The 15,848-nt window shown below is 40.0% G+C and carries 13 protein-coding genes; 6 read left to right on the top strand and 7 right to left on the bottom strand.

Translation table 11 applies throughout. The annotated features are described in order from the left end of the window. Positions 1-9: 9 nt before the first annotated feature. A complete protein-coding gene (locus H5163_RS21240; RefSeq protein ID WP_257325490.1) occupies positions 10-141 on the bottom strand; it encodes a hypothetical protein in 132 nt (43 codons plus the stop codon). Positions 142-239: 98 nt separating this feature from the next. Beyond that, positions 240-1,160, bottom strand: a complete 921-nt coding sequence (locus H5163_RS03945; protein ID WP_182734413.1) for a glyoxylate/hydroxypyruvate reductase A — start codon at positions 1,158-1,160, stop codon at positions 240-242. A 169-nt stretch (positions 1,161-1,329) separates the two neighbouring features. Here H5163_RS03945 and H5163_RS03950 point away from each other — a divergent pair, with 169 nt between their 5' ends. The 3 genes from H5163_RS03950 (at position 1,330) to H5163_RS03960 (ending at position 5,798) form a co-directional block, all read left to right on the top strand. Beyond that, positions 1,330-3,042 carry a lysophospholipid acyltransferase family protein gene (locus H5163_RS03950; RefSeq protein WP_145237294.1) on the top strand — a complete coding sequence of 571 codons (1,713 nt, stop codon included), beginning with the start codon at positions 1,330-1,332 and terminating at the stop codon, positions 3,040-3,042. A 604-nt stretch (positions 3,043-3,646) separates the two neighbouring features. Continuing rightward, positions 3,647-5,071: an ATP-binding protein gene (locus H5163_RS03955; protein ID WP_259399781.1), complete on the top strand. Its 1,425-nt coding sequence runs from the start codon at positions 3,647-3,649 to the stop codon at positions 5,069-5,071. A 19-nt stretch (positions 5,072-5,090) separates the two neighbouring features. Continuing rightward, the gene (locus tag H5163_RS03960) at positions 5,091-5,798 is read left to right on the top strand and encodes a response regulator transcription factor (RefSeq protein ID WP_182717074.1); all 708 of its coding nucleotides are present in this window, start codon (positions 5,091-5,093) and stop codon (positions 5,796-5,798) included. Positions 5,799-5,921: 123 nt separating this feature from the next. Here the strand turns inward: H5163_RS03960 and H5163_RS03965 are convergent, their stop codons facing one another. The 3 genes from H5163_RS03965 to H5163_RS03975 all read right to left on the bottom strand — a co-directional run bounded on the left by H5163_RS03965 (position 5,922) and on the right by H5163_RS03975 (position 9,708). Then, entirely contained in the window at positions 5,922-6,593 is a 672-nt protein-coding gene (locus H5163_RS03965; RefSeq protein ID WP_182717073.1) for a hypothetical protein, read from the bottom strand. A gap of 227 nt (positions 6,594-6,820) precedes the next feature. Beyond that, positions 6,821-8,008: a succinyl-diaminopimelate desuccinylase gene (dapE, locus tag H5163_RS03970; RefSeq protein WP_182731092.1), complete on the bottom strand. Its 1,188-nt coding sequence runs from the start codon at positions 8,006-8,008 to the stop codon at positions 6,821-6,823. A 281-nt stretch (positions 8,009-8,289) separates the two neighbouring features. Continuing rightward, a complete protein-coding gene (locus tag H5163_RS03975) occupies positions 8,290-9,708 on the bottom strand; it encodes an MATE family efflux transporter (RefSeq protein WP_182731091.1) in 1,419 nt (472 codons plus the stop codon). A gap of 237 nt (positions 9,709-9,945) precedes the next feature. Here H5163_RS03975 and H5163_RS03980 point away from each other — a divergent pair, with 237 nt between their 5' ends. Beyond that, positions 9,946-10,599, top strand: a complete 654-nt coding sequence (locus H5163_RS03980) for an OmpW family protein (RefSeq protein ID WP_145237312.1) — start codon at positions 9,946-9,948, stop codon at positions 10,597-10,599. Positions 10,600-10,645: 46 nt separating this feature from the next. Here the strand turns inward: H5163_RS03980 and H5163_RS03985 are convergent, their stop codons facing one another. Further along, positions 10,646-11,182, bottom strand: a complete 537-nt coding sequence (locus H5163_RS03985; RefSeq protein WP_182734417.1) for a thioesterase family protein — start codon at positions 11,180-11,182, stop codon at positions 10,646-10,648. Positions 11,183-11,293: 111 nt separating this feature from the next. Between H5163_RS03985 and H5163_RS03990 the strand changes: the two genes are divergently transcribed. After that, the gene (locus H5163_RS03990; RefSeq protein WP_145237744.1) at positions 11,294-11,782 is read left to right on the top strand and encodes a hypothetical protein; all 489 of its coding nucleotides are present in this window, start codon (positions 11,294-11,296) and stop codon (positions 11,780-11,782) included. Between the two features lie 27 nt (positions 11,783-11,809). Here H5163_RS03990 and tyrR read toward each other — a convergent pair whose 3' ends face one another. Further along, positions 11,810-13,366, bottom strand: coding sequence for a transcriptional regulator TyrR (gene tyrR / locus H5163_RS03995; protein ID WP_145237318.1), 1,557 nt, complete (start codon positions 13,364-13,366; stop codon positions 11,810-11,812). Between the two features lie 252 nt (positions 13,367-13,618). On the opposite strand from tyrR, the gene H5163_RS04000 reads away from it, so the two are divergent. Further along, on the top strand, positions 13,619-15,844 hold the full coding sequence (locus H5163_RS04000; protein ID WP_220493209.1) for a CapA family protein: 2,226 nt from the start codon (positions 13,619-13,621) through the stop codon (positions 15,842-15,844). Positions 15,845-15,848: the final 4 nt, after the last annotated feature.

Genomic DNA, 15,848 nt, shown 5'->3' on the forward strand with positions numbered 1-15,848 from the left:
TGGTTCTATTTATTCTGTTTGGCTTTGTAAAACGGGGGCTTGTTCGCTTGCATTAGCTTGATTAAACCATGCAGACACACCCATTAAGACCACTGAAATAACGATAATACTAAATTTAACGCCTGTTTGATGCTGTTTCATTGTACACCTTATTATTATTGTTAGTGTTTTTTGAGTTAACTAGACTAACTAAAATTACAGATGTTAACAAGATGTACTACGCTATTGTCGCTGAACTTTTAATAACCTTTTGTTCTATCAACCTGATTATTTAATTTAAGGCCTGTTTTCATACGTTGTACATTATTAGCAATCTGCTGCGTTACAGTTTCCAGATCAGACAATGCCGCGCAATGGGGAGTCATTGTAACCGCTGAATGATGCCAAAAAGGATGCTCTGCAGCTAATGGCTCTTGTGCAAAAACATCCAATGTTGCTCCTCTTATAATTTGATTATCTAATGCCCAAAGTAAATCGTCTGCAACGACGTGCTGGCCTCGCGCTACATTGATGAGCACGGCATGACTTGGTAGCTGCATTAATAAGTTGCGATTAATAAAGCCCTTCGTTTGCGTGGTTAGTGGTAATAAACACACGAGATAATCAGCCTGTGCTAACAAACTTGGTAACTCACTTACTTGATGAATACAATTTACTTCGGGTATATTTTTAGGGCTTTGTGAAAATGCACTTACGGTAAAATTATTAGCCAGTAAACGTTTAGCGCAGCTTTGTCCTAACTCACCAAAACCTAAAATCACAACATGATTATGACTATAAGCGCGTTTTGGCAGCCATTGTCGTTGTTGTTGCTTAATCACATAGTCTTTAAGCCTTAACTTATGCGCTAAGATATGGGTAAGCACATACTCTGCCATATCATGAGCTAAATTTTCATCAACGATGCGTGTCACAACGACATTGTCAGGGAGTAAGTTTAAATCAATGCTATCGACCCCTGCGCCAAATGAAGAAACTACTTTTAAATTTGGTAGTTGTGCCCACATATCTGCAGGTGCCAGCCAAGCAAGCACAAATTCAACATCCTCTAAGTTATCACAATCTGGCCACTGTGAAATTTTTACACCTGGTAATTTAGTCGCTAACGCAGTAATAATTTTACTGCAATCACGTCCACTAATCGCAACGAGTACGCTCATGTTATGCCTATAGAGTTGTTGATTTGCAAAGAGTATAACCTTTGTTAAAACATTTAATCTAATCGAATTACTGCTCGGCTCTTTAAAAAGTCACACAACTGCAACTTAATTGTCATGGCAAGCTTTTACTCTGGCGATATATTGATCACCATATGCAAACGAGGTAATTATGATCAGTGTTGATAAAGTAATCGCAGCAAATCTACCACAATTAGAAAACTCACCTAAAGTAAAAAGTTTAGTTAAAAAAGGGTTAGGTTATTTGCTTCACGAACAAGAATTTGTTGCATTTGGTGATGCCTACCCGCACTTACAAGGCATTGAGTTTGTTGAGCAAGTGTTGGATGAACTAGATTTTGATACTCGCTACAAGCCAAAGCAGATTGAGAATATTCCTAGTGAGGGTAAGTTAGTTATTGTTGCTAACCACCCTATTGGCTCTTTAGATGCACTGGCATTAATTAAAGTATTATCAAGTGTTCGTAAGGATTTAAAGGTCGTTGCCAATCGCATGTTAATGTCAGTTACGCCAATGCACTCATTATTACTGCCGGTCGATAATTTATCGGGTGACAGTAAAAAGCAAGAACTCAATAATATCCACCAGCACCTTAAAGAAGCTGGGGCCATTCTCATTTTCCCAGCAGGTGAAGTGTCGCGTTTAAGCCCTACCGGAATTAAAGATTGCAAGTGGAATAGTGGTTTTTTACGGATCGCAAAAAAAGCCAATGCGCCAATTTTACCGATTTTTATTAAAGCCAAAAATAGCCCACTTTTTTATGGCACATCGATGATTTACAAGCCTTTAGCGAGTTTATTACTGGTTAAAGAAATGTTTAAACAACGACAAAAATCATTAGAGTTTGAAATTGGCGCATCGATACCTCCAGAGTCTTATTTAATTGAAAACCTTAAAGACAAAGAAGTAGTCAATCTGATCCGTAAGCAGCTTTATGCACTTACCTCAAAGAAAACCTTACCGCTTAAAACACAAGCACCCATCGCCTCCTCAGAATGCCGCAAGGAACTAAAAAAAGCCATCGAACAGTGTGAGCTATTAGGCACAACTCAAGACGGCATGCAGATATACCTTTATCAATATCAAGGCAGCTCAGCGATTTTCAGAGAGCTTGGCCGGTTACGAGAGATTTCGTTTCGCACTGTTGGTGAAGGCAGTGGTAAGCGTCGTGATATTGATAAGTACGATATGGATTATCAGCACTTGGTTTTATGGGACGGCTCACAACTTGAATTGGTTGGCGCATACCGACTTGCTTGTGCTCAAGCTATTATTGATAAACACGGCCGCAAAGGTTTATATACTGATAGCTTATTTTCTTACAGTGATGCAATGACTCCTTACTTTGCTGCAGGTATTGAACTGGGTCGCAGCTTTGTACAACCTAAATACTGGGGCCGTAAAAGTCTTGATTATTTATGGTATGGGATTGGCGCGTTTGTGAAAAATTATCCTCAGTATCGCTACCTCTATGGCGCAGTCAGTGTCTCTAACGCGTTGCCAGAACCAGCCAAAGCCATGTTAGTTCATTATTATCAGCATTATTACGGCGCTAAGCAGGTTATAGCTACACCTAATAATGAGTTCAAACTCACAGAGCAGCAACTCATACAGTGCGCAAATCTATTTAGCGGTGATGATGTCAAAGAAGACTTTGTTGAGCTCAAACATGTGCTCGCAAACATGGGTGCCCAAGTCCCCACTTTATTTAAACAATACACCGAACTATGTGAGCCTGGCGGCGTACAGTTTTTAAGTTTTAGTGTTGACCCTGATTTCAATAATTGTATTGATGGCTTAGTGCTTGTTGATCTTGAAAAAGTAAAAGAAGGCAAAGCAAAAAGATATTTAGGAAAGAACTAAGAACGCAAAGGTGTATAAAATAACAGCGACCAGCCATCTAGCTTATTTACTATACCCAAGCCACCTCAAGATGCAGGATTCAGCGTTTCACAGGGGCTTAATATCAAGGCGTTACTTTGCAAGAATGGCAATCCCTTTTAAGAAGTAACAACGATGAGAGTAAGTTCCTGTGAAACGCCCAACGGGTTGGTTTAAAAGCGATTTATACTGCGTTATTGATTTTAACAATAGAACCACTATTACTTGCAATCAATGCCTTGCCTAAATCGCTTTTAATTCCAACTGAAACTCGCATCTTGATGTGGTTTGGGTATATATCCGTAACGTGAATTTGCGTTCGCTGTATGCTATCAAAAGTAGTTTTTATGTGCAGATATGATAAAGTGGTTGTACACAAATTGTTGACAGAACAGCTATGAAAAGGTCCCTGCTATTTTTATCTTTTATCATTATTTTTTCGGTAGTTAGCATTCAATTATTGGTGATACCTCATTTTGAAAGTAACGTCAGGTACCCTACTGAAAAATGGGCTTTAGAGTTTTTAACATCAGGCTCTACGGATCTTCTTGCACAACAATTACAATCCATACCTAAACACCAGAGAATGGCCTACTTACAAACCATACAAGCTAATTTTGGCTTTGAACTTACTTTACAAGACTATCAACAAAGTGATTTTTCAAGTGAGCAACAATCTTGGCTCGCAGAGGATAAAATTTGGGGTGATCCGCAAACAGATTTAGCATATCGGAAAATAGATGACGAACAGCTATTAGTAATTGTAAAACCCAATACGGTTCCTAAGCATCTGATCAACGAAGCGCAACGTTGGATGATGGGCTCTTTTTACCTACTGAATAATATGCTGATGCAACACCCACAGCAGAGCTGGCCGTCGATAATTGATTCGCTCAGTGATGATTTTACATATCCCGTTGCACTGATGACATTGAGTGAGTTAACTTACACAGAGCAACAAATAGCCCAATTAAAAACAGGAGCTATTGTGACCATATCAACTGCGGATTCTGATTTTATTGGCTATCCCGCCGACATTGCCGTACAGCGCATCAAAAATAGCGATAAAGTAATTGTACTTGGCCCTTTTAGCCCTCAACTAAAGGGCAAAGTGGTGTACATGTTAAGTATCTTTTATTTTATATTCGGCTTTTTTCTGCTTATACCAATTATAATATGGTTAATTCCTGGCTGGCGCTCTATGTTATCGCTCAATAAAGTGGCGATATTACTTGGACAAGGTAAATTTGATGCTCGCGCTAAGCTAATTCGTTTTAGCCATCTAAACCACTTGTCCAAAACGTTTAATACCATGGCCGAAAAAATACAACGCCTTATCTCTTCTCATAAAACTCTGATCAATGCTGTATCACATGAATTGCGAACTCCCATCGCACGCATTGAATTCAATGTTGAATTACTTAGAAATAGTACAACCAATGACTATCAACTAGGGCAACTAGAGCGGATTGAATTATCTTTGAATGAACTAAATTCATTAGTGTCAGAAATGCTTACACATGCTCGATTTGAGCGCGAAATACCCACTCTTACATTTGCAACCGTTGAACTTAATCATTGGATAAAACAAGAGTTAATCTGTTGGCAAGAAGCCAACCCTGATACTGAGATTGTTTTACTTGAACAAGGCGTTTGCCATGCAATGATTGATAAGTTTTATATGAGCCGTGCATTAAGTAATTTAATGCGCAATGCCATAGTGTATGGAAGAAACCATATTCAAGTAAGCTATGAACAAACCGCAAAAGGCTGGCTGATTTGTGTTGCTGATAACGGTGATGGTATTCCTTTACCCTGTGCTGAGAAGGTATTTGAACCATTCTATCGAGAAGATCAAAGTCGTAATTTGCAAGTCGGTGGAACCGGACTAGGCCTTGCAATCGTTAAACAAATTTTAGGCTGGCATGAAGGAACCGCGAGTGTTGAGCCATCCAGTTTAGGTGGTGCATGTTTCATACTAAATTGGCCAGCCAAACGCACACATCGATAATCCACATAGAGAACAAGAAATGAAAACAAAGATTTTAGTGGTAGAAGATGATTTACCGCTTGCTGAGTCAATTCAAGAGTATTTAACGATTGAAGGCTATCAGGTTGAAATAGAATCAAATGGCGAGCATGCGGTCTCCCGTATTCTTCAGTGGCAGCCAGCTCTGGTGCTGCTTGACGTTATGTTACCGAACAAGGATGGCTTAACGGTATGCCGCGAAGTAAGGCAGTCATACAGCGGCTATATTTTGATGTTTACTGCACGAGAAGAAGAAATTGATCAGGTTGTAGGGCTTGAAATTGGTGCCGACGATTATTTACTAAAGCCGGTGAAACCTCGCTTACTACTGGCAAAAATTAAAGCTTTTTTAAGACGTGGACATCCCACAGATCCACTCGCCATAAAGCCACAAACGAAAGAGTCTATAACGTTTGGGCAATTAATCATTAATACGCACAACCGAACTGTCTCTTTAGCAACGCAACATATCCAGCTCACAGACGGCGAATATGACCTACTGCTACTGCTTGCTAAAAATGCAGGAGTTATTCTGTCACGTAGTGACATTGTTGAAAAAATAAAAGGTTATCACTATGATGGAATTGAACGTGGTGTTGATAATCATATTAGCCAGTTACGCAAGAAGCTCGGTGATAATGCGCGTAACCCAATAAAAATTAAGACTATCCGTTCCAAAGGCTACTTATTTGTAGTTAGTGCGTGGTAGTTCTAGGTGGATATGGCGCTATATCTCCAACATGGGAGTAGCGCCTTTTAAAGACTTGAACTGTGGATAATACATCTATCTCAGCAACTATTTCACACTAACCAGAGGAGTTTTAATCTAAAGTTATTCTTCAGCCATTACTCGTTTACCATTACTATCGACAACTAATAAATATGAAGCGCCAAAATTACCCGCACATAAATCGATAGCCTGATTGGCAACTTTTAGGCCATTAGCACAATTACTCACCGCTAAGAACGCTGTGACACTGCCCTTTTTTGTAGTTAATACTTTTTTATCATCAATTGACACATCATACTCGCCGTTGGCAAATAAACGCACATTAAATACATCTGCAGTATTGTTTTGTTTTTTATCAATGACAGACAAAGCCCGCTTACCTGAAGATTGCCAAGCAATTACCCATAAATCGTCGTTATTACTCAAGGTTGTATTTATGCGTTCCTCTTTATTCGCATTGATACTATCTTTAACTCCCAAGTTAATCATGTTATTGATTACTTTATAACTGTAGTTATAGCGACTACCCACAGCATTGGCCTCTACATCGCCCGCAGCGATATTATCACTATCGAATAAACCACTGTAGCCGGTGCTAATACTCCTTTTTTTGACATGAAAGTCAGCCATATAATCCAATGAATTTATGAAAGACATATTTGCTTGATGGGTTAATTTATCATCTAATTCATCCGTGCTTTCACCACATCCACTTAAAGCAGCTGCCACACCAAACAACAGTGCAATACTAAATCCTTTATTACTGGTGCTCATAACAATCTCCATAATGTTTAATTTTATCAACGCTAAAAACCGCACTAAACGCTGTTATTACTTTAATAATTTTTTATTAATCAATTACTAAGTATTTTATTTCGAATAGCGAAATTTACTGAAAAAATGTTAGCATATCCTTTACGAGACATCTCTCAGCGCTTGTCGGACATTGTCAGAAATTGTCTGTTTATAATGAACAGTTTAATGATGGCCTTGCGTTATAGTCAGCTGATACGGCTAAATACCTGCTCTAAAAGCTGTGTATATATTTTCTCAATTTTTAGTAAGTCATTAATAGGCACATGCTCGTTAACTTGGTGGATGGTATTATTTCGTACCCCGCATTCAATCACTTGGGTGTAATCATTGGCAAAAAACCGCCCATCAGAAGTTCCGCCACTGGTACTTAATAAAGGATAACTGCCTGTCACATTAAAAATAGCTTGTTCAACTTGAGTCAATAAACAGCGACGCGTTTGATGACTCGTATAAAAAGGCTCACACGGACGCTCCCATTCCACACTCAGCAAAGCTTGTAAATCGTCTAACGCGAATTGAATCTCATTTTTTATATCACTGCTTTTATAACCATGGCTATAACGAATATTAAATGTCATTTCACATCGTGCTGGCACCATGTTATCGACAACATTAGCAATATTAATCCCGGTTATTTGCAAGCTCGTATGTGAACTTGGCTCGTCACGCTGCCAAGTTATGCTAGTCAAGCGCTTGATTACTTCTGCACTAAGATGAGCTGCATTGATGGTGTTTTCTGGATAAGCAACATGCCCTGCTTTGCCGTTGATCACTAACCGCGCAGACAGTGCACCTCGACGGCCATTTTTGATTGTATCACCAACATGCAAATGACTGGTTGGCTCGCCGACAATGCAGCCGTCAAGTTGGATGCCCTGTTGCGCTAAACGCTCGGCAATCAGTAGTGAACCATATTCCGCTTCCCCTTCTTCATCAGAGGTGATCAACCAGTAAAAAGTACCTTTTTTTGCAGCTACGTTAGCCAGTAATGCACGACTGGCACATAACATGGCGGCAACGCCCCCTTTCATATCAGCAGCGCCTCGGCCATAAATCGCGCCATCAATAATATCACCTGAAAATGGTTCTGCTCGCCACGCTCCTCCAGATGCGGGGACCACATCAATATGCCCCGAAAAAGCATAGCGTGGCCCATCACCAAAGCTTACTTTAGCTATTAAGTTAGTAACATTATTAAAGGTAAACTGTTCACAGTTAAAGCCAAGGTCTGTTAACTGCTTTGCTAACCAGTCTATTGCCCCGGCTTGCTGTGGCGTAACAGATTTAAATTGGATCAGCTTTTGAAGGTAACTGACCACAGTATCAGTGTGGATTGCATCATTCGTGGTGTGAGATTGGATAGCTAAAGTCATAATTAACACCCTTATTAAGAGAGAGTGTATTCATTACAACCTGAATTTATGACCGCTTTATGAAACACGGATTATACTAATCGTTTTAAGTTACTGACCATTTATAGCGACAGAAAAATACAGTGATAACAAGGCATAGATTTTGACATGTAGTTGTTCTCGGCAATTGCTCCTGCATTGCTCTACCTCTTGCATCCATGCAGTCGTACATGAAAAATTACTAACGCAGTTAGCGCTTTATTTAGCGCGCTAGAATGGTTAAATATTTAAGTCGATTGGTATTAGTGTGCACCTTCTTCGATGAATGCTTCTTGGCTGACTTTAGCGATATCTTTATCATCTTTGGTCAATTTTGTTTGTTGCCAACGACCACGACAAAACCACAAATACGATAGCGATGCGACGATCACATTGGTGACAGCAAACGAGTACCAAATGCCGTGATCGCCCAGATGTGTGTGTTTTGACAAAATATACGCCACCGGAAACTGTACTACGCATTGAGAAAACAGCGCCAACAACATCGCATTAAGCATGTTCCCTGATGCTCTAAATGCAGCCACCACACATAATTGCACGCCTATTCCGCCCCAAGTTAAGCACATAACACGAATAAACTGTGCGCCTTTGGCTATCACACCTTGATCATCGGGGATAAAAAATGCCACTAAGTAAGGTGCAAATATAAATGCAATCGCCCCAATAAAAGACAAACCACATAATCCCCAAAGTACCGCCAACTTAGTAATTTGCGATGCTCGTTGCGGGTTACCTGCGCCCATATTCTGTCCAACTAAGGTCGACACAGCCATCGAGAGTCCCATAGCCGGGATCATCACCATCTGTAATATATTTGAACCAACACCATAAGAAGCAATGGTTTGAGTGCCAAAACTAGCCACTAAAAAAGACATGATAATCAAACCAAATGCACGCGCTGACAACTCCACAGAGCCTGGTGCACCTAAATAAAACGCTTGTTTGATATAACTGTAATCAGGAATGAAACTTGATAATTTTAGCTTAATACCATGGCGACCACGCATAAAAATAACAATGCCAGCAATGGCTGCCAAACTTTGTGTCACCAATGTAGCCAGCGCTGCCCCCATCACCCCAAGACCTGTAAAGCTGCCATAACCAAAAATAAATAATGGATCGAGTACAAAGTTTAGCAACACGGTTACGGAAACAATGATCAGTGGCACCTTGGTTTGGCCAATACCCCGCATTAAGGCTTGAAACATGGCATAAATAAATACAAATACCACACCCACAAATGACACATGCATAAATTTTAAAGCATCGTTATAAACGGCATCTTCAACACCCAGTAAATGTAAAAAGTAAGGAGATAGCAAATAACCGATAATTCCTAAACAAATGGCCGTCACAGTCACCATTAACACTGTTTGTGCGGCCACATGGTTTACTTTATCTTGCTGGCCAGCCCCCATATATTGCGCTGACAAAATAGCCCCCGCCATCGCAAGTCCAGAGCCAATCGCAATCACTAAAAAAGTCACTGGCATACTTACTGACACCGCTGCAACTTGTGCCGCCCCTAGACGACCAACCCAGAACGCATCGGTTAATTGATAGGCAGATTGTAAAATATTGATAAGAATAATAGGAACTGCAAGTTTTAACAGTGCTTTGCTAATAGAGCCAGACAGAAAAAGATGGTTGGTTTCGTTCATTGTATACCCTTGCTTTAAGCAGCAATTATAACTTATTTTCCTGACCTATTGATGAATAGCAATAAAAAAGAGTGCACTGTCAATCGATTTTAAACGTCAATTAAGTAAACCTTAATCTAAATCAAACAAACGCTGCGCCGTTTTATACCCTGTTATAAAGCTTGATCTAGAACAGTTTTTTATTTTTTTTTTAGCTGATAATAACGCCAATTCAAAAAGTAGTTCTCGGAGAACAGCATGAAAAAACAACTTAGCGCAGCGTTACTCACCTCACTTTTAATCGCATCTCCTTTCGCCAGTGCAAACTTAAGCGTTAATGTCGGTGCTATTAATGTTAACCCTGACAATAGCAGCTCAGCGATCAATGAAGATCCAAGTTTAGGCTTAAAAGGTAGCTCGGATACACAACTGGGTATTACAGTTGACTATGCATTTAACGATCAGTGGGTTCTAGAATTGGTTGCTGCAACACCCTTTTCTCATGAAGTTAATGGCACCGGTGGTTTAGCTGGCAATAAAATAGCTGATATTAAGCAATTACCGCCGTCACTAATCGCTCAGTACCACTTTTTAGAAAGTACTTCAGCATTTCGCCCATTCGTTGGTGTAGGTATTAACTACACAGTGTTTTTTGATGAGCAACCTTCTACAGCGCTAAAAACAGTACTGGGCACCAACGACGTTGAAGTAAAGCTTGATAACTCATTTGGTTTTGTAGCTCAAGCAGGCTTTAACTATATGCTAGATCAAAACTGGGGCGTACATGCGATGGTATCAATCATGGATATTGAAACCGATGCAACTGTTTATGCCGATGGTAAACAAGCTCTTACTTCAACAGTAAAAATTGATCCTGTAGTTGCCATGTTAGGGGTTAAATACGCTTTTTAAACATACTCTAAAAAGGCCTAACGACCTTTTATCAGTGTATGTAAATTCAACTGGGAAGATTTGTTATTTTTTTCTGCTCTAACATTTCTTTCCAGTGCATAATTTCCGCAGGTAATATAGGCACAATACCATCAAAGTTTACCGCCTCTAGCATTTCTTCTAAGCTGACGACACCTCGCTTGCGCTTAAACACACCTCTTACATAGGCGATCGCATGCAAGCCACGCTCGGAATGAAATTTTTGCTCAATATAAAAATACTTATGATCCCAACCAACTAAGCGCGTGCTAATGGTATATCGTTGCATTGGCTTAATATCACGAATATAAGTGATGGCCGTGGCGTTAACGATAGGAAACCAACGTTTTTTCATAATCGTTTCAAGCAAGCCAACTCGCTCAGTCATCCAAGTGCGAGCTAAATCCATCATTGCTAAATAACGAGAGTTAGTAAGATGTAAATTAATATCACAATCACTTGGCAGCGCTTTGTAATCTATATCCACAGTGTCTAACAATGATTGATAATCACGGTTACGTTTGATTTTAAAAAATAATAATAAAAGACGAAAATATAAGTTCACAATAAAGGTCTTACCAGTTAACAGTTTTGTGAGTGTAGCATAGCGTATTGCATTGGAGAATATTCTGCTCTACTCTGAAATTCTCTGATTATAAATAATAGTAGAAAAATGATGAAAAAATCAGTTTCTTATTTGAGTATGGTATTTGCATTGATGAGTACCAGCGCGATGGCCGACTTTAACTATCCTGGCGAAGGAGACGTACGTTATCCAACTGGGGTTGAAAAGCCGTTTCAATTTGGGTTTGCTTGGCAGCAACAAAATAGCAAGTTTACTATAGGTAAAAAAAGCTATGATATGCAATTACCTGAATCCTATTCCATTGCTATTACTTTAGCAAAAGACGACCAACAAGTGTGGGTGCAAGAATTTAATAATGGCTTTATTGAAGGATTCAGCTGGGAAATTGGCGAACACACAATCAAACTTGAAAAACGTCAATATAAAGGCGCGGTAAAAGGGGATTATGTTATCAGTTTAGATAACAAAGATTACTTTTTTGCCCGTAATAACATCAGTATCTTAATTAAGTTCACCGCTGAGGGTATCGATACTGTCGCTATTGACGGTGTAACCAAAGATATGGGTACTAAGCAATAGTACCCAATACTGTTGATTTGAGTCAGTTTACACTTTTACAGTTTTACGATTAATGCCGTAATCACGTAGCTTATTTGCAACTGCGGTATGACTTAACCCTAAACGCTTAGCCAATTGTCTCGAACTTGGGTAAGCAGGGTACAACTTACGTAATAATGTAGCCTCAAAACGCTTTACAGCTTGGTCGAGCGAGCCCTCAAAATCAGACTCCAAGTACCCTAAATCATGTGTAAATGCTGGTAATTGTAAATGCTCAACACGCAGCTCGTTATCATCTAATAACGAGACCGCACGGTATATCGCATTTTCTAATTGGCGGACATTGCCCGGCCAAGGATAATCTTGTAAAAACGACAAACACTCTGCAGATAGTTCCGGAATTGCATGACCATTTTGCTGCGCATATTTTTGAATAAAATGTTCTGCAAGTGGCCCTACATCAGCTTTACGATCACGTAGTGGAGCAATTTCTAAAGTCAGTACATTGATCCGATAGTATAAATCTTCTCTAAACGTACCCTCTTGTACCATCGCGGGTAAATCTTTTTGCGTGGCGGCGATAATGCGTACATTTACTTTTACTTCGTTCTCATCGCCAACTTTGCGAAATGTACCATCTTGTAAAAAGCGCAGTAACTTAGTTTGAAGTTGGGTAGACATTTCACCCACTTCATCTAAAAATACCGTGCCACCATCCGCTTGCTCTAATACGCCGCGTTTTGGCGCTGCATTTTCTTCATAACCGGCATAACCAAATAATTCAGACTCAGCAACATCATCAGGCAGTGAAGCGCACGATAAAGCGATAAAAGGTTTTACAGAACGATTAGATGCATAGTGACAAGCGCGTGCCAGTAACTCTTTGCCGGTACCGGTTTCACCAGTGATAAGTATCGGAGCTTCAAGTTGTGCCATTTTACGCGCTTCACGAACCACACGACGCATCGCAGTGCTAAAGTTGTGAATAGTTGCAAAGCTTTCTTGACCATAACGACGAAACGCACTTACCTGCTGACCTAAACGGCTTTGTGATTTAATGTTGATCACCGCACCGGCTAATACATCACCTTCATTGCCTTGTGGTACTGCGATTGGCAAGATATCCGCGATAAAATCTTCACCAGCCACCTCAACCCGGGTTGTTTGTCCCAGTACTTCTTTGCCTTCTAACCAACGGGTAAAGTTAAAGCCTTTCAATAGATTATTAATATTTGAACCAATAACTTCTTTTTCAGTTAACTGTAAATCTTTACATGCAGCATCGTTGCAAAGCCTTACCCAACCTTTGGCATCAATTGAGATCACACCATCTGGTAGCGCACGCAACAATGTGTTGAGCTCATTATGCTCACGCTCAGAAGGTAAAAAAGCGGTGGTACGTACATCCTGTACACCATCAATTAATCGAATTGAGGGCATGATTTTTTGAAACTGCTCAAATTCAATCGGTGGAAAACTCACATACATACGACAGTTAATTGAATCAACTTCAATACCTTTTAAATCAACGCGATAGTTGACTAAAATATTGAGTATTTCTTGAGCAATACCGATGCGGTCTGCACAATGGATATCTAAACGCATTTCACCCTCAAAAAGAGAAAACCTACTATGTCGCAAATAATACGCTAACTACCCATCGCTGGGTAGTCTATTGTAAAGATTTTTGGACAAATGATACTAACCATTATTGCAAAGACTTTTTATGGCAACTGACTATAATTTAGTATGAATGATATTAGAAAAATTCAAATACTTGGCTAATATCATTTCCACAAAAAATCCGTATAATAAAAACGTATTAAAAAATGTAACTACAGTGATAACGAGGCTTGTTTGAAAATTAAAAAATATAAACTCTTTTCTATTCTCTGCTTAGCCCTAATTATCGCTGGCTGTAAGGTTGAAGACCCCTATGATACAGGCGAAACACAAGCCCAAAAGAGCGATGCACAACTGCGCGATGATTATTTAAAAAAAACGTTTAATGGTGTAATCACAATAACCGATCAGCAAGCTAATAGTGTGGCTGGCATCATGGTTGAGTTTGCAGGACAGCAGTATCAAACAAATGCCAGTGGGCAAATTAATTACTCAGGTATTACAACAGGTAACCATCGGTTAATGATCGCTGATGAAAGTTACTTCCCTGCTGTCGCTACAGTCAAAATTACTGCTGATAACGCTCAGCAACAGCTGACCCTAACAGCTAAGAGTAGTAACTCGGTTAGCCTGCTATTTGCTGGCGATACTATGTTTGCACGACGCTTTTTAGATCCCTCTTTGGCAACTATGACGGCTGCGATCCCTGATGTCGCAGGGGCACTTATTCGTCCAGCAACAGCCAGTGAAAATGCTCAAGCATTAACACATTTTGTCGCACCATTTTTTCAAGCTGCTGATTTTTCATCAGTAAACTTAGAGACACCGATAACAAGTAGTCCTGAAGCAGCACATCCAACAAAAGAGTTTAGCTTTTTTTCATTACCTGAGACGCTAGATGGGATCAAAGCCATTGGTATTGATTACGTCGCACTAGGAAATAATCATGTGTATGACTTTTTAGAAGATGGCCTCAATGATACTTTGCTTGAAGTAGATAGCGCTGGCCTTGCTCACAGTGGCGCAGGGAAAAACATAGCCAGTGCTTACCAAGCAAAGTTCATGGATGTGGGAACACTCACGTTAGGACTTTTTTCAGCGACCTCCATTACAGGTAAAGAACATGCAATTACCTATGTTACCGATGCCACAAAAGGCGGTGCCGCAGATTTAACAGAAACAGAATTAGTCTCCAACTATCTTAATGATGCAGTGCAAAATAGTGATTATGTAATTGCCCAAATGCATGGTGGTGATGAATACACTTATCAACCCAGCGGTTACATTAAAGGCAGGTTTAATTCTTTATCCAAACAACAAACCAATTTATTAGTTGCTCATCATCCGCATATTGCCCAAGGCTTTGCAGTTTTTAATGGCGTACCTGCCATTTTAGGCTTAGGCAATTTTGTGTTTGACCAAGACCGCTTAGAAACGCTGCTTGGCGTTGCGGTGTTAGTAAATGTAGACAAAGATGCATCTCCTATGACGAAGCGCGCTTTTGCTTACCCTATTTATGTTGAAGGGTATCAGCCTAAATTTACCAATGGTTTTTTGAGTGATTATTTATTACGACGTCTGGCTGAGTTTTCTGATAATAACATTACCTTGATCCCACGAGATGGTTATGCCGATGTATTTTTCACCGCAGATCAAGCGACTGTTTCTCAGCACACGGAAACAGTTACAGTTACCCCAAATCAAAGCATTCTAGATTTACGCAACTTTGCTCCATCAACAAAAGCATTTTTATCTAAACTTGAAATCATTGACGGATCGCCAAGTGATGTCACTTTAGGGCGCGATTTAATGATTTTCGGTGACTTTGAAGATTGGGATAACGATGATGAACAACTAGAAGTTGCTCGTTGGGATCACACCGGCGACAGCGTAACGCCTTGCTTAAGTGGTGCTCGTTCAGGCGCGCAAGGCTTATGCTCTGCTCGCACCCAGTTTGATAACACGCCATCGCTGCTCCCATTTAGACAAACCATTCGTGCAATGGAATTACCTAATGATGATGGCTCAATTGATGTCTTCAAGGAGTTTAGTTTGTTTGGTTACAGTAAAGCTGAAAACGCCGGAAAACTAGACGCAAAAATAGTTTATACCACCGCTGAGGATGGCCTTGAATTTTCTACTCAATTGGTCGATATTGAACCGGCTGGTAACCATGACTGGCAAGCCTTAAACTATGACTTTTCACTGCCTTCTGACGACTTAACACTTGGCCCAGAACAGTTACCACCGCGCGGTATTAAAGTTACCTTGCGTCACTTTGCGCCAAATAGTGGCGAAGCAAGCTTGGCGTTGGATGATATGGCAATGATTTCATGGCAACAAAAAGTAAACTTCACTGATACGATGTGGCGCACGGATAAAATCCATGGATTTGACTTTTTACGTTTAAATGCAACGTCTTCTGTTACGTTTAAACTAACGTATAGCACCTTTAATTAATCTC

Origin of the sequence: Pseudoalteromonas sp. SG44-8 (assembly GCF_014164125.1) — a bacterium.
Taxonomy (GTDB): domain Bacteria; phylum Pseudomonadota; class Gammaproteobacteria; order Enterobacterales; family Alteromonadaceae; genus Pseudoalteromonas; species Pseudoalteromonas rhizosphaerae.

Excerpts from the sequence above, each read along its gene's own strand:
- H5163_RS21240 (WP_257325490.1), bottom strand. The coding sequence starts at position 141 with ATGAAACAGCATCAAACAGGCGTTAAATTTAGTATTATCGTTATTTCA.
- H5163_RS03955 (WP_259399781.1), top strand. The coding sequence starts at position 3,647 with ATGGCCTACTTACAAACCATACAAGCTAATTTTGGCTTTGAACTTACT.
- H5163_RS03980 (WP_145237312.1), top strand. The coding sequence starts at position 9,946 with ATGAAAAAACAACTTAGCGCAGCGTTACTCACCTCACTTTTAATCGCA.
- H5163_RS03945 (WP_182734413.1), bottom strand. The coding sequence starts at position 1,160 with ATGAGCGTACTCGTTGCGATTAGTGGACGTGATTGCAGTAAAATTATT.
- H5163_RS03975 (WP_182731091.1), bottom strand. The coding sequence starts at position 9,708 with ATGAACGAAACCAACCATCTTTTTCTGTCTGGCTCTATTAGCAAAGCA.
- H5163_RS03990 (WP_145237744.1), top strand. The coding sequence starts at position 11,294 with ATGAAAAAATCAGTTTCTTATTTGAGTATGGTATTTGCATTGATGAGT.
- H5163_RS03960 (WP_182717074.1), top strand. The coding sequence starts at position 5,091 with ATGAAAACAAAGATTTTAGTGGTAGAAGATGATTTACCGCTTGCTGAG.
- dapE (WP_182731092.1), bottom strand. The coding sequence starts at position 8,008 with ATGACTTTAGCTATCCAATCTCACACCACGAATGATGCAATCCACACT.
- tyrR (WP_145237318.1), bottom strand. The coding sequence starts at position 13,366 with ATGCGTTTAGATATCCATTGTGCAGACCGCATCGGTATTGCTCAAGAA.
- H5163_RS03950 (WP_145237294.1), top strand. The coding sequence starts at position 1,330 with ATGATCAGTGTTGATAAAGTAATCGCAGCAAATCTACCACAATTAGAA.
- H5163_RS03965 (WP_182717073.1), bottom strand. The coding sequence starts at position 6,593 with ATGAGCACCAGTAATAAAGGATTTAGTATTGCACTGTTGTTTGGTGTG.